The sequence below is a fragment of the Hyphomonas sp. genome, assembly GCF_016125515.1.
GTDB lineage: Bacteria > Pseudomonadota > Alphaproteobacteria > Caulobacterales > Hyphomonadaceae > Hyphomonas.
On sequence record NZ_WGLO01000004.1, the window covers coordinates 26332 to 46412 of the forward strand.

A 20081-nucleotide genomic window follows, 5' to 3' on the forward strand; every position below is an offset into this window, starting at 1 on the left:
GGCAGACTAATCCTCAAGGGCCAGGGCATCGAACGGAGCAGCGCCCGCAAGCTCCGGCGGTAGGAACTGGCGAAGCTGCGATCCGTCGAGCGGCAGGCTGGCGACCTCGCCGATGATCACCAAGGCGGGCCCGCCAATACCTTCTTCCTCGATCAGGAACGGCAGTTCGGACAGCTCACCGAACACGCGCACCTCGTCGACACGCGTTCCGTTCTCGATGATCGCAATCGGCGTCCGGGCGTCGCGGCCAGCGCCAATCAGGCGCTCGGCGATGATTGCGGCGGTCTCGACCCCCATGAACACGACCACGGTCTGGCCAGGCCGCGCCAGCGCCGTCCAGTCGAGATCCGGCACACCGCCGGACTTGGCATGGCCCGTCACGAAGGTCAGCGTCTGGGCATGATCGCGGTGGGTCAGCGGAATGCCCGCCGACGCCGCACATCCGAGGGCGGACGAAATGCCCGGCACCACATGCACGGCAATGCCTTCCGCGCGCACCGCTTCCAGTTCCTCGCCGCCGCGTCCGAAGATGAACGGGTCGCCGCCCTTTAGGCGCACGACGCGCAGCCCTTCCCGGGCAGAGGCCACGAGGCGGTGCTGGATCTCCGCCTGCGGAACAGAATGATCGCCCTTCGATTTGCCGACCGGCACCCGTGCCGCATCCCGGCGCACCAGCGCCAGGATCTCCGGGCTGACGAGCCGGTCGTAATAGACAACGTCCGCTTCCTGGATCACACGCAGGGCTTTTAGCGTGAGCAGTTCCGGATCGCCCGGCCCTGCCCCAACTATGTGCACCACGCCGGCCGAACGGCCCGTGGATTTCGCCGCCGACCGCAGCAGCGCTTCGGCCTTGTCAAGATCGCCGGCATAGGCGGCCTCGGCCGCGGGTCCGGCCAGCGCGCGCTCCCAGAACCGGCGGCGGGCGGCGGTGTCGGGAATGGCGTCTGCCACGACCGGGCGCAGGCGGCGGGCCAGCGCGGCCAGGTCTCCGATCCGGCTCGGCAGAAGGGTTTCAAGTTTGGCGCGGATGGCTTTCGCCAGCACCGGCGCAGCGCCGCCCGACCCGATCGCCGCAACAATCTCGTCCCGGTCGAGGATCGAGGGCACGGTGAAATCACAGTCTTCCGGATGGTCGACCACATTGACCGGAATGGACCGCGCGCGGACCGCGCTGAGCGCTTCGGCGCGGCGCGCCGCTTCCGGTTCGGCGATGATGGCCAGACGGGCGCCTTCAAGCGCCTGTTCGCGCGCGCTACGGTCCACCACCGTCACTCGGCTGGCAAACTCGCGGGCGAGCGCCCCGTCGGCAAATCCGCCCACCAGAACCAGCTCGGCCGGCGACGAAACCAGCAGCCGCAGCTTCCGGGCAGCTTCCTCGCCATCCCCGAACACCACGATGCGGGCGCCTTCGAGATTAAAAAACGCTGGAAACTGGCGCATGGGGCGCAACTCTCTTGTTTAGATGTTCTGGAGGGACATATGCACACAACCTCCTTGACGCCTCGGCAGCAACGGGCAACCCCTAAGGTAATCTTTTAGAGAAACTATCCATGTCCGACTCCTCAGATCGCCTGCCCCCGCTGAACGCCCTGCGTGCCTTCGAGGCCGCGGCGCGCCGCCTGTCCTTCACACAGGCCGCCGAAGAACTGAACGTTACGCCGGGCGCTATTTCACAGCAAATCCGCCAGCTGGAAGACTTTGCCGGCACGCCGCTGTTCAAGCGTACGGGGCGTTCCGTTCTGCTCACCGATGCCGCCCAGGCCAGCCTGCCGCTGGTACGCGAGGCCTTTGAGCGGATTTCGGAAGCCGGCCGCATCATGCAGGCCCCTGCTCGCAAGGGCCGGGTGATGGTGTCCTGCGCGCCGTCCTTTGCCGCCAAATGGCTGGCGCCGCGGCTCGAGAAGTTCAACCAGGCCAATGAAGGCGTCGAAGCCTGGATCTCGGCCGACATGTCGCTGACCGATTTCAACACCGCCGATGCCGATCTCGCGATCCGCTACGGGCGCGGCAGTTATGAGGGGCTGAAATCCGAAAAGCTGCTCGACGAGACGGTGTTGCCCGTCTGCTCGCCGCGCATGCTCGAAGGCCCGGATGCGATCCGCAAGCCGGAAGACCTGAAGAACCACACCCTGCTGCATGATGAGAGTTCCGAGAACGACCCGTCTTGTCCGGACTGGTCCAGTTGGCTGCGGGCGCACGGCGTCTCCGGCGTCGATGGCAGCCGGGGTCCGCGCTTCAACCAAGGTATCCTGGTGATCGAGTCCGCCGCCGCCGGCCGGGGCGTTGCCCTCGCCAAGCAGGCCATCGCCGCCAATGACATCGCGGCCGGCCGCCTGGTCGCCCCGTTCGCCAACGGCTCGATCCCGATCGATTTCGGCTACTGGCTCGTCTGGCCCAAAGGCCGCCACCTGACGCCCGACGTGCGCGCCTTCATCAAATGGATCAAGGACGAAGCCGCCGCCAGCGAAATCGTCGGCGTCTGAGACCACCCGTTTCATTGCACAAGTTCGCGCTTGTGCAATGAAACGGGCCGACTTTCCCACCCTCTCCGTCTGTCAATCCCGGCGAAGGCCGCCACTCATGCCGGCTTGCGCCGGGATGAGCGGAACCCAAGACAAAAAGGAAAAGCAAAAGCGGCCAGCCATCGCTGCGTCCGGACGCCGGTGCTACAGCGCGGCGTCGACCAGCAGGAAAGCGGCCAGCCGCGCGCTGGCATTGCGGCTGGTGCTCTGCGTCTGCTCCAGCGCGGCGAGCGCATCGGACTCTTCCAGCATCGCGAACTGGCGCGCCATGTCCATCAGCTTGTTGTCGCCGCGCAGGCGGTGCGACACGCGCTCGACTTCCTTGCCGGCCTGTTCCCGGATGGCCTGGCGGCGGGGCTCTTCGCCCTTCTGGCTGGCCGTGGCGATCCGCTTTTTGGACCGTGGACGGAAGATCTCGCCCAGCGGAATGCCGGAGGTTTGCAGCCGGTTGACCAGCGCTTCAGCAATCTCCTCGCGATCGAGCGTGGCATGGCCGGACTCTTCGCGGGAAATGTCGGAAATGATGTTGCGCAGCGCCGATCCATTGGCCGATGCCGGCGGCGCCAGCTGGTCGCTCGCACGGCGGCGCGGGGTTTCCGGCGCTTGCGGCGGGGCATCGTCATGACGGCGGCGCAGCATCAGTGGCTCGCCTTCGCGCGAGGTGACATCGCGGCCCAGCACCAGGGGCTGCTCCGGCGGCGTCTTCGTCGTGCTCGCGGCAATCACCGCGTCGACGCTGGCATCGAACAGGTCATCATCCATCGTCGCGCGCGAGGCGGTCATCCGGCCTGCACCATTACCATTGCTGGCGGCGTGGCCATTGCCGCTTCCATTGCCATTCGTGTAGCCGGCTGCATGGCCGTTGCCATTGGCCGAATGTCCGTTGGCGGAGTGTCCATTGGCATATGGCTGCTGCGGCGCAGACAGGCTGGGGCGGACCGGCGGCGCGCTCAGCGGCGGGGCAGGTTCGGGGGCCTTGATGCCAGTGGTGCGCTCAAGATTCTCGCCCTCGATGCGCGCGGCATAGCTCGCGGTGCGCAGGGCATAGGCCGCCTGCTCGCCTGCTTCGCGCAGGCGGGCGAGCGCGCGGGCGGCTTCTTCGGCGGCGCCGCGCGTGGCGGAATTGATTTCGGCATTGGCCTGGCGCGCGCCTTCAAGCGCCGAAGCAACGGCGCCCTTCAGCGCTTCGCCGGTCGTCGCGGCGGCTGCGGCCGCGACTTCGCTCGCGCGCACGGCGGCGTCCACGGTGCGGCGGGATTGTTCAAGCTTGTCCTCGATCCGCGTGATCGAGAAGGTCAGGGCTTCGGTCCGTGTCGCCGCTTCGCGGGCCAGCCCGTCGAGCGCATCGAGCCGGCGGCCGAGATCTTCGCCGGCGCGGGTCATCGAGCCGAGCCGGTTCTCCAGCGCGGTATCGGCGCGGCCGACTTCCTCGCTTGCCTGACGCGCCGCCGTGATCATCATCTGGGCCTGGCGCGGAATGGCCTCGCTCATCGTGCTGATCTGGCTGCGCAATTCGCGCGCCAACGCCTCGAGCGCCTGACGCTCGGCGGCAAGGCGCGTGGCCAGATCGCGGGCATTGTCGGAGGTGGCGTAGGAAACCGATTCAAGACGCAGGCGCTCATCGCCGATTTCGCTCGCCATGGCTTTCATCGCGACGAGCGCGTGACCCATCGCCTTGTCGACCTCGGCGGCGGCCTGCTTCATCTGTTCGGCGAAGGCGATGCCTTCCGTGCCGGCTTCGCGGGCCGGGGCCATCAGGCGCGAGGTCGCCTCCAGCACCAGCGCATTGGCGGCAGCCGCGCGGCGGCTGGAGCGCCCCATGAATCCGGCCATGATGATGAGGAAAGCCGGAATGATGGCGGCAATACCGCCTGCGGCCAGAAGCTGGGGCGCAACGGTATCGTTCAGCGACAGGCCGCCCATTCCGAGGAATCCGAGGGCAACGCCTGCAAGCCAGAGCAAGGCGACGATGATCGAAACCGCGACCATCCATCCGCCACCATGCTGGGCCATCTCGAAATTCTGAGAGGCCTGGTGACGCACGAAGTCGTCCCGGCCCGATGGGCGCGCGGAAGATGCTTCAGTCATGTCCAACGTATAACTCGCCTCGCGGGCTGCCGCGAGCGCAGATTGCACGAAGAGTGATTAAGGCTTTGCAGGATTCTTCAGTTGAAGACGGCCAGAATCGAAGAATTTTCCGCCGGCTTGTCGTCCTTGTCCGGCGTGCTCGGGGCAAATTCCAACCCGATCCAGGCGAGAATCGTCGCCAGAACAACGTTGCGGATCATGATCAGAAGGTTCGTCATCGTCCTGTCCCCGGTCTTCGGCGCAAAGTGGAGGAACGCACTTTACACGGCGTCCTTAGCAGAAATGGAGCTTCTCGACAATCGATAAATCGTGAAATTTTTGTGCCGGAGGCATCATTAACAGGATGCTAATGGCCCGCGCGCAGGGTTCCGGGGCACAGGAGACCCACGGATGACCGAACCACGCCCTTCCCTGCCCGTGATGGACCTCGATCATCTCGCCGCAATGACCGGCAACGATACGGACCTCGGCATCGAGGTGATCGAGATCTTCCAGCATCAGGCCCAGCTTTGGTCACGCCTGCTCGATCCGAGGCTGGAGGCGCGGGACTGGTCCGATGCGGCCCACACGCTGAAAGGCGCAAGCCTCGGCATCGGCGCGCTTAAGCTCGCCGCGGCCTGCGAACGGGCCGAAAAGGCCGGGCGCAGCGATGCGGCGCCCAGTCCGGCGCACGCGGCGGTGCTGTTGGGAGAGGTGAAAGACGCCCTCGGCGAAACGCTCGAAGCGGCCGCCCGGGCGATCTACGATTTGACGGCGTCTCGCAAACGCAGGGAATCGTAGCTCTCGAATTCATAGGCGATACAGCGGTCGATCAGCGTGCGCCAGACCGGTTCGGCAATGGCCGGCGACAGGCCATGCCTGGGGCATTCGGCTTTCACCTTGGCCACCACATCCTCGATGCGGGCCCGGTCGTGCACCACATTGCGATCACCCTTGATGCGCGCCGCGGCATCCATGAACGACTGGCGCTCGGCCAGGATTTCCACCAGCAGGCGGTCGATCCGGTCGATCTCATAGCGTACGTCCGCCATCGTTCCGGCTGTCTCAGCCGTGTGTTGGCGCGGGTCGGAAGCATAGGTCGTCATGCGGCCTCTCAGGTTTGTCGCCCGCCCCCTATATGGCCTCCGGGCCGGGCGCAAGGAACGAGGTGTGTCGCCGCACAAACCTTTCAGCGGCGCGGAAGGCCGCATTCCTTGCGCAGCTGCGCGATGAGGTGCGGATTGCGGCCGGTATCGGCGGCGTAGCCCCAAGGCGTCGCCGCCGGGTGCTGCAATTCAGCCAGATGACGGGCCACGCGGTCCTTGTTGATAAAGGTGGTGAACAGAAACGCGAACTGGTTGCGGGCAAAATGCCCCTCCGCCGGACTCAAGGCCGGGCCGGAACCGGCCAGCGAGTGAAACCGGTCGTCCAGCGCCGCCAGGGCCGACTTGAATTCCGGCGTGGCCGCGCGGGCCTTCATCGCCGCCGCCGCGCCGTCTTCGTCGTTCATGCCGCTTTCGTAGAGCCATTCCTCGATGAAGGCGCGCGCCTTCAGGGCGAGAAAAGCGGCGTTGGGCGGATCAGCCGTCATATCGTCGGCCCGCGCGTGCATCTCTTCGACGCTGCCATACCATTTCGGCGCCCAGTAGTTCAGCCGCGCCATCTCGGCCAGCACGTTGGCCTCACCCGTCTGGCGCAGGTCGCGCTCGAACGTTTCGATTCCCTCTTCGCCGGCGGACGTCAGCATCCTGTTGCGGATCCGGAACGCATGCACCGCGCTGTCGCCCGGTGTCGAAGCGGCCGCCTTTTCCAGCACCTCGCTGGCTTTGGCGGCCATCTCGATCATGTCGCGCACCTGCATCTGGCTGGTCTGGTCGGCGACGGCAAAGCCGCGGAGCCGGTGGGCTCAGACATAGCGCAGGCCGCCTTCCACCGCGGCCATCGCAGGATGCTGCGAAACGGGCGGCAACGGCGCGCCGATTTCGGACAACTGGCCCAGCCCATCGATGAAATGGATCCGGTCGGCCGGCGGCAGATCCGCATACAGATTGCCCAGCGCGGCGCCTTGACCGGTCTCGATCAGGCGCAGGCCTTGCGGCGTGAAAGCGTTGCCCTCTGCCGAATCGAAGGCCGGCAGCTTTTTTCTGAACAGACCGAACAAGGTCAGCTTCCCGACTGGGCTTCGAGCTTGTCCTGCGTTTTCGTGTCGAAATCGCTGGCGTCGTGACGCTCTCGCAGCTGGGATTCCGGCTTGCCGAACGTGCGGTTGACCATCTGCCCGCGCTTCACCGCCGGGCGTGCACCGACCTGTTTCATCCAGCGGATGACGTGCGTGTACTCGTGGACCTGCAGGAATTCGCCCGCCTCGTAGACCGCGCCGGTGACCAGCGCGCCATACCAGGGCCAGATTGCCATGTCGGCAATCGAATACTCGTCGCCGGCCATGTAGTCATTCTCCGCAAGGTGGCGGTTCAGCACGTCGAGCTGGCGCTTCACTTCCATCGCATAGCGGTTGATCGGGTATTCGTATTTCTCGGGCGCGTAGGCGTAGAAGTGGCCGAACCCGCCCCCGAGGAAGGGCGCCGACCCCATCTGCCAGAACAGCCAGTTGAGCGCCTGGGTGCGCTTGTTGTGGTCCTTCGGCAGGAAGGCGCCGAACTTGTCGGCGAGATAGAGCAGCATCGAGCCGGATTCGAAGAGGCGCGTCGGCGGCGTGGTGGAATGATCCATCAGCGCCGGGATCTTCGAGTTCGGGTTGATGTCCACGAAGCCCGAGCCGAACTGGTCCCCTGCCCCGATATTGATCAGCCAGGCGTCATACTCGGCGTCCTTGAAGCCTGCGGCGAGCAGCTCCTCGAACATGATGGTGACCTTCACGCCATTGGGCGTGCCGAGCGAGTAGAGCTGGAAGGGATGTTTGCCCACCGGCAATTCCTTATCATGCGTGGGCCCGGCAATCGGCCGGTTGATATTGGCGAACCTTCCGCCGCTTTCCTTGTCCCAGGTCCAGACTTTCGGGGGCGTGTAGGTCGGGTCGGCCATGGCGGGGCTCCATCTCTCGGTTTGGGTCTTGTACTTACGAGACCATAAGCTGAGGTGTCCCCGGCGCCAAGCAAGGCCTGATTTGATCAGGTGACCTCAAGTCTGCGTGAAGCGCAGCCGCCAAAACAAAACGCCCCGACCGTGGCCGGGGCGCCTTGTTCTGTCAGACACGGGCCGATCAGACCTCGAGCAGCATCCGGTCGGGATCTTCCAGCGCTTCCTTGACGCGGACGAGGAAGGTGACCGCTTCCTTGCCGTCGACGATGCGGTGGTCGTAGCTGAGCGCCAGATACATCATCGGGCGGATCACGATCTGGCCGCCGCGCACGATCGGGCGGTCCTCGATCCGGTGCATGCCGAGCACGCCGGACTGCGGCGGGTTGAGGATCGGGGTGGACATCAGCGAGCCATAGATGCCGCCATTCGAGATCGTGAACGTGCCGCCCTGCAGGTCGCCGATGGTCAGCGCGCCGTCGCGGGCTTTCTTGCCGAGCGCAGCGATGGCCTTCTCGATATCGGCCAGCGACATCTCATCGGCGTTGCGCACGACCGGGACCACGAGGCCCTTGTCCGTGCCGACGGCGACGCCGATGTCGTAATAGTTCTTGTAGATCAGGTCCTGGCCATCGATTTCGGCATTGACGGCGGGCACTTCCTTCAGCGCGCTGGTCACGGCCTTCACGAAGAAGCTCATGAAGCCGAGCTTGATGCCATGGCGCGCGACGAACGCATCCTGGTGTTTCTTGCGCAGGTCCATCACGGCGGACATGTCGACGTCGTTGAACGTCGTCAGCATCGCGGCCGTATCCTGCGCTTCCTTCAGGCGGCGGGCGATGGTCTGCCGCAGACGCGTCATCCGTACACGTTCTTCACGCGGACCGGTTTCGCGAGGGGGGCGGGCCTGGGTATCGGGCATTGCGGGGACTTTCGGTTGGTTCACGTAAGCAAGGGCATCAGCTTTGGTGGCGCGGCCATCGCGGCCCGTGCCGGGAATGTCAGCCGGCGAGACATCGGCTTCGGCGGCGATGCGGCGCACCGAAGGCGCCACCGGACGTTCGCCGGTCGCGGGCGTGGATGTGGTCTTCGCCGGCGCCGGCTCGGCGGCGGCCTTGGCGGGCGCTGCGCCCGAGGCACCGATGCGCGCGATCACGGCGCCCGGCGTCACGCTGGCGCCTTCCTTGACGAGGATCTCGACGATGACGCCATCGGCCGGCGACGGCACTTCCAGCGCCACCTTGTCGGTCTCGATCTCGGCGATCGTCTCGTCCTTCTTGACCGTGTCGCCCACCTTCTTGCTGAAACCTGCAAGCGTGCCTTCGGCGACGCTTTCACCCATCACCGGCACTTTCACATCGGTCGTGCCGCCGGAGGCCGCTGCCGCCGGCTGGGGCGCGGCTTTCTCGGGCTCTGCGGCAGCCGGTGCAGCAGCCGGCTTGGCGGCGGGCTTCGACGCGGCGCCGCCAGCATTGATGCGTCCAAGGACGGCTCCGATGCCGACGGTTTCGCCTTCGGCCACGGAAATGTCGTCCAGCACGCCGTCTTCGCTGGCGGAGACTTCGACCGATACCTTGTCGGTTTCCAGCTCGACCAGGACGTCGTCCTTCTTCACCGCCTCACCTTTCGACTTCAGCCAGCGGCCGACCGTCGCTTCCGTGACGCTTTCGCCGAGAGTAGGCACAACAATGTCTGTCATAGGTTTTTGGTCCGAAGGGTAAGAGGCAGGAAATCAGGGGGCGAGGATGCGGTCATCCACGGGGTCCGGCGAAAGGGCAGTCTTGATCAGCGCAGCCTGTTCAGCCTGGTGTTTCGAGAGCAGGCCCGTTGCAGTGGCGGCGCTTGGCGGACGGCCCGAATATTTCGGGCGCGGCTGCTTGTAACCGGCCTGGCCGGCGCACCATTCGATCTCGTCACGGATGAAGGTCCAGCCGCCCATGTTGCGCGGCTCTTCCTGGCACCAGACGATCTCGGCCTGTGTGAAGCGCTTCAGCTCTGTGACCATCGACTTGCGCGGCACCGGGTAGAACTGCTCGACGCGCAGAAGGTAGACGTCATCGATTCCGGCGGCTTCGCGGGCTTCGAACAGGTCATAGTAGACCTTGCCCGAGCACATCACGACACGGCGGATCTTCTTGTCATCAACCAATTTCACCTTGGCTTCGCGGCCCGGCGTTTCCGCATCGTCCCAGAGGATACGGTGGAAGGTCGACTTCGCATTCATGTCGTCGATGGTCGACGTGGCCAGCTTGTGGCGCAGCAGCGATTTCGGCGTCATGATGACGAGCGGCTTGCGGAACTCGCGGTGGATCTGGCGGCGCAGGGCGTGGAAATAGTTCGCCGGGGTCGTCAGGTTGCACACCTGCATGTTGTCTTCCGCGCACATCTGCAGGAAGCGTTCGAGGCGGGCCGAGGAATGCTCCGGACCCTGACCTTCATAGCCATGCGGCAGCAGCATCACGAGACCCGACATGCGCAGCCATTTGCGCTCGGCGCTGGAGATGAACTGGTCGAAATAGACCTGCGCACCGTTGCTGAAGTCGCCGAACTGGGCTTCCCACAGCGTCAGCGTGTTCGGATCGGCGAGTGAATAGCCATACTCGTAGCCGAGCACCGCTTCCTCGGAGAGGAGCGAGTCGATCACTTCATAGGGCGCCTGCTTGTCGCTGATATGATTGAGCGCCGTGTAGCGCTCGCCGGTCGTCTGGTCGACGAGGTGGCTGTGGCGCTGCACGAAGGTGCCGCGGCCGCAATCCTGGCCGGATAGGCGCACGGGGAAGCCTTCGTCGAGCAGGCTCGCAAAGGCGAGGTGTTCGGCGCCGCCCCAGTCGATGTCCTTGCCGCTCTCATAGCTTTCACGGCGGCGCGCGATCACCCGCTCGACCGTCTTGTGCACGTCGAGGCCTTCCGGCACGGTGGTGATCGCCTGGCCGAGTTCCTTGAGCCTGGCTTTCGCCACACCGGTCTTGCCGCGGCGATCATCGTCGATCGGCAGGCTGAAGCCGGACCAATGGCCTTCCAGCCAGTCGGCCTTGTTTGTCTTCAGGTCTTTCGCGTCGGTGAAGGCCTTCTCCAGGTAGTCCTCGAATTCCTTCACCTGCGCATCGACCTGTTCGGCCGTCAGCAGGCCTTCGGCGACGAGGCGCTTGGCGTAGATCTCGCGGGTGGAGGGCTGGTCGCGGATGACCCGGTACATCACCGGCTGGGTCATCGTCGGATCGTCGCCCTCGTTGTGACCGAAGCGGCGATAGCAGAACATGTCGATGACCACGTCCTTGGCAAACCGCTGGCGGTATTCGGTGGCGACCTTGGCGGCGTAGACGACCGCTTCCGGATCGGCGCCGTTGACGTGGAAGATCGGCGCCTGGACCATCAGCGCCACATCCGACGGATAGGGCGAGGAGCGCGAATACATCGGGCTCGTGGTGAAACCGATCTGATTGTTGACGATGAAGTGGATCGTGCCGCCAGTACGGTAGCCCTGCAGGCCCGACAGCGCGAAGCACTCGGCCACGACGCCCTGCCCTGCGAAGGCGGCATCGCCGTGCAACAGCAGCGGCATCTTCTTGGACCGGTCGAGTTTGCCGGTCTCGCGCGACTCGGTGAACTGTTTCGCGCGCGTGCGGCCCAGCACGACCGGGTTCACCGCCTCGAGGTGCGAGGGGTTCGCGTTCATGGTGAGGTGGACGGTGTTGCCGTCGAACTCGCGGTCGGACGAAGCGCCGAGGTGGTATTTCACGTCGCCGGAGCCGAAGGTGCCCGCGCCCTGCGTCGAGCCGCCCTGGAACTCGTGGAAGATCTTGTCATAGCCCTTGCCCATCACGGCCGCGAGCATGTTGAGGCGGCCGCGGTGGGGCATGCCGACGATGATCTCGTTCACGCCGAGGGCGCCGCCGCGCTTGATGATCTGCTCCAGCGCCGGAACGGCCGCTTCGCCGCCATCCAGGCCGAAACGCTTGGTGCCCGGGAAACGCTTGTGGAGGAAGCGTTCAAAGGTTTCCGCCTCAATCAGCTTGCGCAGGATGGCAAACTTGCCCTCGCGCGTGAACGCGACGCCCTTGTCGGGACCTTCGATACGTTCCTGCAGCCAGGCTTTTTCGGCCGGGTCGGAAATGTGCATGAACTCGATGCCGAGCGTCGAACAATAGGTCCGCTTCAGGACGTCGAGCATCTGGTTGATGGTCGCGCGCTCCATGCCGAGCACGTTGTCGATGAAGATCGGGCGCTCGCGGTCGTCGGGGCCGAAGCCGTAGGTCGCCGGATCGAGTTCCGGCTGTTCGCCGAAGCCGTTGAGGCGCAGCGGGTCGAGCTGGGCGGCGAAGTGGCCGCGGATACGGTAGGCGCGGATCATCATCAGCGCACGGATCGAATCGGTCACGGCCTGCGAAATATCGGCCGGGGCCGCTGCCGGCAGGGCGGCCCTGATCTTCTTCTCGAGCTTCGGCTCCAGCAGCGCCCAGTTGCCATCGAAGGCGGCCGTCTGCTCATCGGGCTTGGCGGCTGGCCAGCCATCGCGCTTCCAGCTGGCGCCTTCGGCATTCCGGGCGGCGCTCGCGCTGTCATCGCCGAGTTCGGCAAAGAAGCTGCGCCAGCTTTCCGGAACCGACGACGGGTCCTTCGCGTATGCGGCCTGCATCTGCTCGATCCAGAGCGCCGAGCCCCCATACAGGAACGCGGTTTCCAGCATCGCGGCATTGCCGGAGCTGCGCGGACCGTTCACCGGGCTGCCATCGTCTGCCATTGAAAATCATCCTTCCAGAGCTGCCGCCCCCGGCGAGCATATGGGGGCGGATGATGCCGCCTGCAGGTCACGGGCTGCAGAGCCCCGCTTGCGGCCGCCGGTCCTTCGGGTCCGGCGCCCACAGGCAAACCTAACGGGTCTTCTAACCCTTTAGCACTTCGACGAGTGTCGTACCAAGGCGTGCCGGAGACGGGCTTACACGGATTCCCGCCGCTTCCATCGCTGCAATCTTGGATTCTGCATCGCCCTTCCCGCCCGACACGATCGCGCCAGCGTGGCCCATCGTGCGGCCCTTCGGAGCCGTGCGGCCGGCAATGAAGCCCGCCATCGGCTTCTTGCGGCCGCGCTTGGCCTCGTCGATCAGGAACTGGGCGGCGTCTTCCTCGGCCGAGCCGCCGATCTCGCCGATCATGATGATCGACTTGGTCTCGTCGTCCGCCAGGAACATCTCGAGGATGTCGATGAATTCGGTACCCTTGACCGGGTCGCCGCCGATACCGACGGCCGTCGTCTGGCCGAGGCCGGCATTGGTGGTCTGGAACACGGCTTCGTAGGTCAGCGTGCCCGAGCGCGAGACGATGCCGACCGAGCCCTTCTTGAAGATGGAGCCCGGCATGATGCCGATCTTGCACTCGTTGGCCGTGATGAGGCCCGGGCAGTTCGGCCCGATCAGGCGCGACTTGGACTTGGCGAGTTTCGCCTTGACGCGGACCATATCCATGACCGGCACGCCTTCGGTGATGCAGACGATCAGCGGGATTTCCGCGTCGATGGCTTCCTCGATGGCGGCCGCAGCGCCGGCCGGCGGTACGTAGACCACCGACGCGGTCGCGCCGGTCTTGGCCTTGCCTTCGGCGACCGAGGCGAAGATCGGCAGTTCCTTGCCGTTCGCAGCCGTCCACATCTCACCGCCCTTCTTGGGGTGGATGCCGCCGACCATCTGGGTGCCGTAATAGTCGAGCGCTTGGCTGGTATGGAACGAGCCGGTATTGCCGGTCATGCCCTGGGTCAGGACTTTCGTGTTCTTGTCGATCAGAATGGACATGACGATTAACCCCGCACCGCTTTGACAATTTTCTGGGCCGCATCGTCGAGATCGTCTGCGGAGATGACGTTCAGGCCGCTTTCGCGGATGATCTTCTTGCCGAGCTCGACGTTCGTGCCTTCAAGGCGCACGACCAGCGGAACCGACAGGTTGGTCTCTTTCACGGCTGCGATCACGCCTTCGGCGATGACATCGCATTTCATGATGCCGCCGAAGATGTTCACGAGGATACCCTTCACGTTCGGGTCCTTCATGATGATTTTGAAGGCCGCCGCCACCTTCTCCTTGCCGGCGCCGCCGCCGACATCGCAGAAGTTCGCAGGCTCTTCGCCGTAGAGCTTGATGATGTCCATCGTCGCCATGGCGAGGCCGGCGCCGTTGACCATGCAGCCGATCGTGCCGTCGAGCGCGATATAGGCGAGGTCCCATTCAGCGGCTTCGAGTTCCTTGGCGTCCTGTTCGGTTTCGTCCTTCAGCGCCTGCACGTCCGGATGGCGGAACAGGGCGTTGCCGTCGAACGACACTTTCGCGTCGAGCACGCGCAGATGGCCGTTCTTCATGACGATGAGGGGGTTCACCTCCAGCATCGACATGTCCTTCTCGGTGAAGGCCTTGTAGAGGATCGGCCAGAGTCTCAGGCCATCTTCGGCGGCCGAACCAGTGAGGTTCAGCGCGGCGTTGATCTTCTCGCCATCCGCCTTGGTCACGCCCGTCAGCGGGTCGATCTGGACCGTGAGGATCTTGTCCGGCGTGTCATGGGCGACCGCCTCGATGTCCATACCGCCTTCGGTCGAGACCACGAACGCGACTTTCGAAGTCGCGCGGTCGACGAGGATCGACAGGTAAAGTTCCTTCTCGATGTCCGCGCCGTCTTCGATGTAGAGGCGGTTCACCTGCTTGCCGGCGGCAGAGGTCTGCGCGGTCACGAGGTGTTTGCCGAGCATCGCCTCGGCGTGCTTCATCACATCTTCCTTGGAGAAAGCGAGGCGAACGCCGCCCTTCTCGCCGGCTTCCTTCTCGATGAACTTGCCTTTGCCGCGTCCGCCAGCATGGATCTGGCTCTTCACGACCCAGAGCGGGCCCGGCAGCGTGTCGACTGCTTTCTGCACATCTGCCAGCGACAAGACCGGCACGCCTTCGGCTACCGGCGCACCGAACGACTTCAGCAGCGCCTTGGCCTGATATTCATGAATGTTCATGGAGTTTTCCCTTTGCGGCCGCAGGTCTTGGTCGCCCTTCGCCAGCCCATCAGCCCTATGGTTCGCGCCGCTGTATACCAACACTGAGGCAGGCCGCAACCGGCTGGGTAGCATATCGTGGACTGAGGTGTCCGGATTGCCGCGCCGTCAAGGCGCGCCGGCCCTATCCGGGGCGGCGGGGTCGAGCGGCACGATCTCGACACTCGCCAATGGGGACGGCAGCATCGCGCCGCGCTCGCCTTTGGGGGTAAGGTCCGCCGAGGGTCGCAGCCGGGTGCGCACCAGCATGTAAAACGTCATCGCGCCGAGGCAGCCGCCCGCGAGGCCGAACAGGCCGAATCCGCCCGCCAGCGTCATCGCCACGCCGGAGAGAAGCGGCCCGAAGATCGAGCCTGCCGCCCACACGAACAGCAGGCCGGAGGTGACCTGCGCCACCTGACCGCCGGGCGTGCGATCAATCGCGTGGGCAACGCAAATGCCGTAAAAACAAAGGGCACCCGCACCCCAGATGGCCAAGAGGGCGATGATGCCTGTTTCACCCAGCACCGGGCCCAGAAGCGCGATCAGCAGGGCCGCCGCTGCGGCAACACCGCATAGGCCGGCCACGATCAGGCGCCGGTCGATGAAATCCGAGATCCGCCCGGCCGGCCATTGCAGGATCAGCCCGCCCAGCCAGGCGGCCGCAGCGCCGATCGCCGCGGCCGTCGTCCCTCCCCCGCCGAGGTCGAACGTGTCGAAATAGACCGGCAGCAGGGCCAGCGTGCCCGTGTTCACAATTCCGGCACCGGCCACGCCGATGACCGCCGCGGGCGCAATCGCGAACAGCTGCGACAGCGGCATGGCCTTGCGGTCGGGCGCGGGGGGCTGCTGCATCCGGGTGACGCAGACCGGCACGATGGCGAGCGCCAGGAACAGGCCGGCCCAGATATAGGCCCGGCTGTCGAGCGGCGAGAGACCGGCCACGAAAAACGGGCCGAGCATCAGCGAGACCTTGCCGGTCGTGTGGTAGATCCCCATCACGTTGCCGCGCGCCTTGGCCGGCACGGCTTCGCCGAGCCAGCTTTCGATACTGGTGAACATGAAGGCGAAACTGGCCCCCTGCAGCACCCGGATCAGCGCCCAGAAGGGCGGCGCCTGTATCAGCGCGAGGCTGAGGAACCCGGCAGCCGTGACCGCAGCAGCGGCAGCAAACAGGCGGATGTTTCCTACGGCGGCCAGCACGCGCGGCGACACCCAGGCCCCGGCCATGAAGCCGGCTGCATGCAGCGCGGCGACAAAGCCGATCAGCATGGCCGGAACGTCCATCGCCTCAAGGCCCAGCGGCGTCAGCACACCGGTCAGCCCGCCCGCCATCTGCAGGATCATCACCGCCAGGATGAGGGACAGGACTTTGCGGGTTTCAGCCATTGCGCAACGTTGCCGCTCCCTTCAGGGTTCGATTGTCCGGGTCAGCGAAACCGCGTCCTGGTCTCCCGCACCGTCTCGCCCGTTTCGGACTTCACCTCAAGGCTCACCGTACCGGCGGCCCAGTCGATGCCGATGGCGCCGTAATTGGCGGGCGGGTAGCCTTCGCCGGTCTGGGCGCTGTCCATCTCGGTCGTCGTCGTCGCGAAGCTGACGTTCACGGACGATGCGGTGATCTCGGAGACCGGATAGGGCAAGGCGGTCTTGTCCTCATAGAGGAATGCCGTGTGCCGGTCGCCCGAAACGAAAACGACACCCGTGGCTTCCGTCTCGCGGATCAGCCGGTAAAGGCGCTGCTGTTCCAGCGGCAACGTGTGCCAGGCCTCGAAGCCATGGGCGTCGGTCGGCAGGACCTGGATCGACGAGATGATCAGGCGGACATCGGCCGGGTCCTGCAGCCGGTTCTCCAGCCAGGTCCACTGGTCATTACCCAGCATGTCCTGGGCCGGATCGGCGGAGGGGATATAGCGCTCCTTGCCTTTCTTGCCCCATTCGTCGGTCGGCGTCAGCGCCGAGCGGAAGAAGCGCGTGTCGAGCATGATGACCTGCGTGCGCTGGCCCGGTGGGCCAAACGCGCGGGCGTAGTAGGTGCCGGGATAGGCGCCGACGTCTTGGTTCTCGAGGCCCCAGAACCGCTCATGGATCCGCTCGGCGAGGCGCTTGAACGGGAATTCTTTGCCGGCGTCATTGGCGCCCATGTCATGGTCGTCCCACGCCACCATCATCGGGAACTTGGCGCGCACAGCCTTGAAGTCGTCGCGGGCCGCGAGGTCTCGGAAGCTCTCGCGCAATTCGTCGAGGTCGGCCTGGTTGTTGCGATAGGCGGCGCCGTCCTTGTCGCCGTAGACATTGTCCCCGATCATCAGGAACAGGTCCGCGTCTTCCCCGGCCACCGACCGCATGACCGGACTCTCGCCGAGCTCTTCATCGAAGCAGGACGCCACCAGGATACGCGAGAGCGCCTTGTCGGACGCCGGCAGCGCCACGCCCTGAGGCGCGCGCGGATAGAATTCGTCGGGCAGCGACCGGTAATAGGGCTCCAGCGCTTCCTCGGCCGATTTCGGCGCGAAGACATCCCCGATCAGCGGCAGCTTGCTGGCAGACTGGCAGCCCGCCAGTACGGAAATCGCGGCAAACAGTGCGAATTTCTTCATGATGTCCTCCTCAGCGCCTTTTGACTCTGAGGAGGTTCTAGACGGGTTCGGTAACGGTCGTAAGACTCCAATCCGCTCAGACCGCGAAGAACAGGTGCCACATCAGGCGGCCCGGCAGGAAGCTGAACAGGCCCGCCACCAGCATCCCGCCGAAGAACATGCCGGTCATCTCCTTGCGGTGCTTGGCGATGTCACGGCGCCGCGCTGCGGCGAGGCCCATCGGCAGCACGATCAGGGTCCAGCCCGACAGGAGGTGGATCAGGCTGTAGCTGTGTCCGTTGAGGCCGGTGATGAACAGTGAGCTGATCGCGGTCACGGCCATCGCCGCGACCCAGGCATAGCCGAGCGTGCGGTGGAAGGTGCGCCCCTTCACGCCGATCAGCAGCGCCGTGCCGATCAGGAACGACGCGGTCGCCCCGGCAATATGCGCCTGCAGGACCGGCGAGACCTCCAGCAGCGGCGAAAGGTCGACCCGGAAGCGCACCGCCGGGGCGCCCTGCCCCTCCAGGATGACACGCGACAGCCAGGCAAACCCGGCCGCAGCGGCCAGCACGACCAGTGTATTCTTGCAGCGCTTCCAGAGGCGGCGGAGCGAAAAGGCGGGACGGACGGGCTGAATGGCAAGATCGATCATCGGGCAGGACTCCAGAGGGGGGTGTGGACAGTTTGTGGACGGCTTCCCGTCCGGCCCGGCCAACTTCGCCGCGCCCTTCCCCGCTCGCCACCGCATCTACGTGCAGCGGCTGGAATCCTTCGCGAAATGCGGCCAATACGGTTCACGAAGCGCGAAATGCAGGAGCCTGATCCCCATCATGACCCTCGACTGGCCCCGGCGTCTCAGGGAGTTCGGCGTTTTTGGCGCGGCGGGCCTCTTCCTGGCCTTCATCAATCCCTTCAATTCTACCGGCAGCGCCGATTTCTGGCTGCGCGCGCTCTACTGGATCGGGCTGGTGATGTTGGGCAGCTATTCCGCCGAGGCGGCCCGCGCGCTACTCGACCGGCTGCGGCCCGGCAGCCACCTCATGGTGATCCTTGCGGTCACCTCGATTTCGGCTGCGATCGGCGTCACGGCCGCGCTGATGCTGATCGAACTCGGCCTGAACGGCCGGGCGCTGCCACTTCGCTATCTGCCGAGGCTGTTCGGGCCCGTGCTGGTCATTTCCATTGCAATGACCGGAATCGGCTACATGGCCGACCGGTCGATCCTCGCGCCGCCGCCGACCGACGCGCCGGAAGGCGCCGGCCCCGTGGAGACCTTCCTCTCCCGGCTGCCGCTCAAATTCCGGCAGGCGGACCTCTACGCGGTCTCCTCCGAGGACCATTATCTGCGGATACATACCAGCCTCGGCGAAGAACTGATCCTGATGCGGCTGGCCGACGCGTTGCGCGAGCTGGAGACAGCGGGGGGGCTGCAGGTACACCGGTCCTGGTGGGTGTCGAAAGCGGCGATCCGCGACGTGAAACGCAGCGGCGGCAAGGTGTTCCTGGTGCTGGCCTCGGGCAAGGAAGTGCCGGTTTCGCGCACCTATCAGGCCGAGGCGAAGGCGGCCGGCCTGATCTAGGCGACTGTCGCCGGCTTCGGCGATGCGCCGAGCAGCTGTTTTACGAACTCGACATGACTGCGCAGCCTGTAGAGGTCATCGGTATAGGATAGCGGCACATCGAGCCCGCCGATGTCCGCCTGCAGGCGTTCCAGTCGGCTGAGCACCGAAGTGCGCGCCTCACCGGCGGGGGTCGCGCGGCCTTCTTCTTCCAGCGCACGCAGGTCCTTGTACCAAATGTAGATCCGTCGCCGCACGCGCCAACGATAGATCGGTGGGGCCGCCCGCACGAGCGGGAAGGCCAGCGTCAGCAGCGGAATCGCCAGAACCCAGGCCCGGTCCAGGAAGTTCGCGACACTGAACGGAAAGTACCGTCTCAGGAATGATGGCCCGTCGCGGTAGAACCGGGTCGTCTGGCGGCTGACCGGCAGGTCGGCATTCGTCAGGTTCGGGAACCGGCCGGACGGTGAGAAGATGCTCGGCTCGGCATGGATGGCGCTGGCAGCATCAAGCAGGACTGCCTCAATGGCCGGGTGGATATCTTTGCGGACCACGAGCTGGGACACTGCCGCAACAAGCGGAACGTCGCGTTCCGGGATATCGGCGCCGATGTCGGTGATGCCGCGCAGCAGGACGACCGCTGAAAGGCCGTCATCGCGCCGGGCAATCGCTTCGGCCCGGTCGAAAGGCAGCAGGTAGACGCCGTCGCTGTGCAGCAGGGTCTGCACATAGGAGGCGTCCGGTGAGGCGGCGAAGGCGGCGGCGTCCACGTCGCCGGCCTTGAGGGCCGCAATTGCCTCCGCCGTCGGCATCGACAGGCGGGCGGTATCAGGCCAGTCGCCGCCATAATTGGTCTGGAGTGCAGTCGCCAGCGCCCGTGTACCGGACCCGTCCGGGCCGATCGTGACCCGCAGCGACCTCAGGTCGCCGAAATCAGCCGCCTTCACGCCGCCCCGCACGAAGACCCAGAACGGCTCCTCGAACAGGCCGCCCAGCGAGCGCAGGTCTTCCTTTTCCGTTGGCCCGGTCAGGCCGCCTTGCACGAGCGCCACATCGATGAAGTCTTCTTCCAGCAGGCGCAGGTTGTCGATCGAGCCGGCTGTGTCGACGAGTTCAACATTGACCCCCTGCTCGGCCAACAGGCGCTGATAGCGCTCGGCATAGACGTGGTAGGCCCCGCCCGGCGCGCCGGCGCCGAACCGTACCGTCTTCGGCGGCGCCGGATCCATGACAAAAAAGGCCACGAGGAAGCCCGCCAGCGCCAGCGCGATGACCGGCCCGTAAATGCGCCACATGTCCCGGCTTTTCATCG

18 protein-coding genes are annotated in these 20081 nt (G+C 65.4%); 3 read left to right on the top strand and 15 right to left on the bottom strand.

The window, feature by feature from the left end; translation table 11 throughout:
• Positions 1–6: 6 nt before the first annotated feature.
• Positions 7–1440, bottom strand: a complete 1434-nt coding sequence (cysG, locus tag GC148_RS04515) for a siroheme synthase CysG (protein ID WP_291069075.1) — start codon at positions 1438–1440, stop codon at positions 7–9.
• A 110-nt stretch (positions 1441–1550) separates the two neighbouring features.
• Between cysG and gcvA the strand changes: the two genes are divergently transcribed.
• Positions 1551–2483, top strand: coding sequence for a transcriptional regulator GcvA (gene gcvA, locus GC148_RS04520; RefSeq protein ID WP_291069077.1), 933 nt, complete (start codon positions 1551–1553; stop codon positions 2481–2483).
• Positions 2484–2666: 183 nt separating this feature from the next.
• Here the strand turns inward: gcvA and GC148_RS04525 are convergent, their stop codons facing one another.
• The gene (locus tag GC148_RS04525) at positions 2667–4610 is read right to left on the bottom strand and encodes a hypothetical protein (RefSeq protein WP_291069079.1); all 1944 of its coding nucleotides are present in this window, start codon (positions 4608–4610) and stop codon (positions 2667–2669) included.
• Positions 4611–4687: 77 nt separating this feature from the next.
• Positions 4688–4828 carry a hypothetical protein gene (locus tag GC148_RS04530; protein WP_291069081.1) on the bottom strand — a complete coding sequence of 47 codons (141 nt, stop codon included), beginning with the start codon at positions 4826–4828 and terminating at the stop codon, positions 4688–4690.
• A gap of 172 nt (positions 4829–5000) precedes the next feature.
• On the opposite strand from GC148_RS04530, the gene GC148_RS04535 reads away from it, so the two are divergent.
• Complete coding sequence (locus GC148_RS04535; RefSeq protein WP_291069083.1) at positions 5001–5390, top strand: Hpt domain-containing protein; 390 nt, start codon at positions 5001–5003, stop codon at positions 5388–5390.
• On the opposite strand, the gene GC148_RS04540 is transcribed toward GC148_RS04535, so the two are convergent.
• The 11 genes from GC148_RS04540 to GC148_RS04590 form a co-directional block, all read right to left on the bottom strand.
• Positions 5351–5695 carry a chorismate mutase gene (locus tag GC148_RS04540; RefSeq protein WP_291069085.1) on the bottom strand — a complete coding sequence of 115 codons (345 nt, stop codon included), beginning with the start codon at positions 5693–5695 and terminating at the stop codon, positions 5351–5353. The two genes, GC148_RS04535 and GC148_RS04540, sit on opposite strands and share 40 nt — an antisense overlap.
• Before the next feature lie 83 nt (positions 5696–5778).
• On the bottom strand, positions 5779–6450 hold the full coding sequence (locus tag GC148_RS04545) for a hypothetical protein (protein ID WP_291069087.1): 672 nt from the start codon (positions 6448–6450) through the stop codon (positions 5779–5781).
• Positions 6451–6495: 45 nt separating this feature from the next.
• Positions 6496–6750 carry a hypothetical protein gene (locus GC148_RS04550; RefSeq protein WP_291069089.1) on the bottom strand — a complete coding sequence of 85 codons (255 nt, stop codon included), beginning with the start codon at positions 6748–6750 and terminating at the stop codon, positions 6496–6498.
• Positions 6751–6752: 2 nt separating this feature from the next.
• Complete coding sequence (yghU, locus tag GC148_RS04555; RefSeq protein WP_291069091.1) at positions 6753–7631, bottom strand: glutathione-dependent disulfide-bond oxidoreductase; 879 nt, start codon at positions 7629–7631, stop codon at positions 6753–6755.
• 178 nt (positions 7632–7809) lie between these two features.
• On the bottom strand, positions 7810–9324 hold the full coding sequence (odhB, locus tag GC148_RS04560) for a 2-oxoglutarate dehydrogenase complex dihydrolipoyllysine-residue succinyltransferase (RefSeq protein ID WP_291069093.1): 1515 nt from the start codon (positions 9322–9324) through the stop codon (positions 7810–7812).
• Between the two features lie 33 nt (positions 9325–9357).
• Positions 9358–12366 (bottom strand): 2-oxoglutarate dehydrogenase E1 component, encoded by a 3009-nt coding sequence (locus tag GC148_RS04565; RefSeq protein WP_291069095.1) that lies wholly within the window; start codon positions 12364–12366, stop codon positions 9358–9360.
• Between the two features lie 142 nt (positions 12367–12508).
• The gene (gene sucD, locus GC148_RS04570; RefSeq protein ID WP_291069097.1) at positions 12509–13411 is read right to left on the bottom strand and encodes a succinate--CoA ligase subunit alpha; all 903 of its coding nucleotides are present in this window, start codon (positions 13409–13411) and stop codon (positions 12509–12511) included.
• Positions 13412–13416: 5 nt separating this feature from the next.
• Positions 13417–14610 carry an ADP-forming succinate--CoA ligase subunit beta gene (sucC, locus tag GC148_RS04575; protein WP_291069099.1) on the bottom strand — a complete coding sequence of 398 codons (1194 nt, stop codon included), beginning with the start codon at positions 14608–14610 and terminating at the stop codon, positions 13417–13419.
• A 147-nt stretch (positions 14611–14757) separates the two neighbouring features.
• A complete protein-coding gene (locus GC148_RS04580; protein WP_291069101.1) occupies positions 14758–16017 on the bottom strand; it encodes an MFS transporter in 1260 nt (419 codons plus the stop codon).
• A gap of 41 nt (positions 16018–16058) precedes the next feature.
• Positions 16059–17228, bottom strand: a complete 1170-nt coding sequence (locus GC148_RS04585; protein ID WP_291069103.1) for an alkaline phosphatase D family protein — start codon at positions 17226–17228, stop codon at positions 16059–16061.
• Between the two features lie 76 nt (positions 17229–17304).
• A complete protein-coding gene (locus GC148_RS04590; RefSeq protein ID WP_291069105.1) occupies positions 17305–17862 on the bottom strand; it encodes a DUF2306 domain-containing protein in 558 nt (185 codons plus the stop codon).
• Between the two features lie 178 nt (positions 17863–18040).
• Between GC148_RS04590 and GC148_RS04595 the strand changes: the two genes are divergently transcribed.
• Positions 18041–18790, top strand: coding sequence for a LytTR family DNA-binding domain-containing protein (locus GC148_RS04595; RefSeq protein WP_291069107.1), 750 nt, complete (start codon positions 18041–18043; stop codon positions 18788–18790).
• On the opposite strand, the gene GC148_RS04600 is transcribed toward GC148_RS04595, so the two are convergent.
• Positions 18787–20079, bottom strand: a complete 1293-nt coding sequence (locus GC148_RS04600; protein ID WP_291069109.1) for a TAXI family TRAP transporter solute-binding subunit — start codon at positions 20077–20079, stop codon at positions 18787–18789. The two genes, GC148_RS04595 and GC148_RS04600, sit on opposite strands and share 4 nt — an antisense overlap.
• Positions 20080–20081 lie beyond the last annotated feature (2 nt).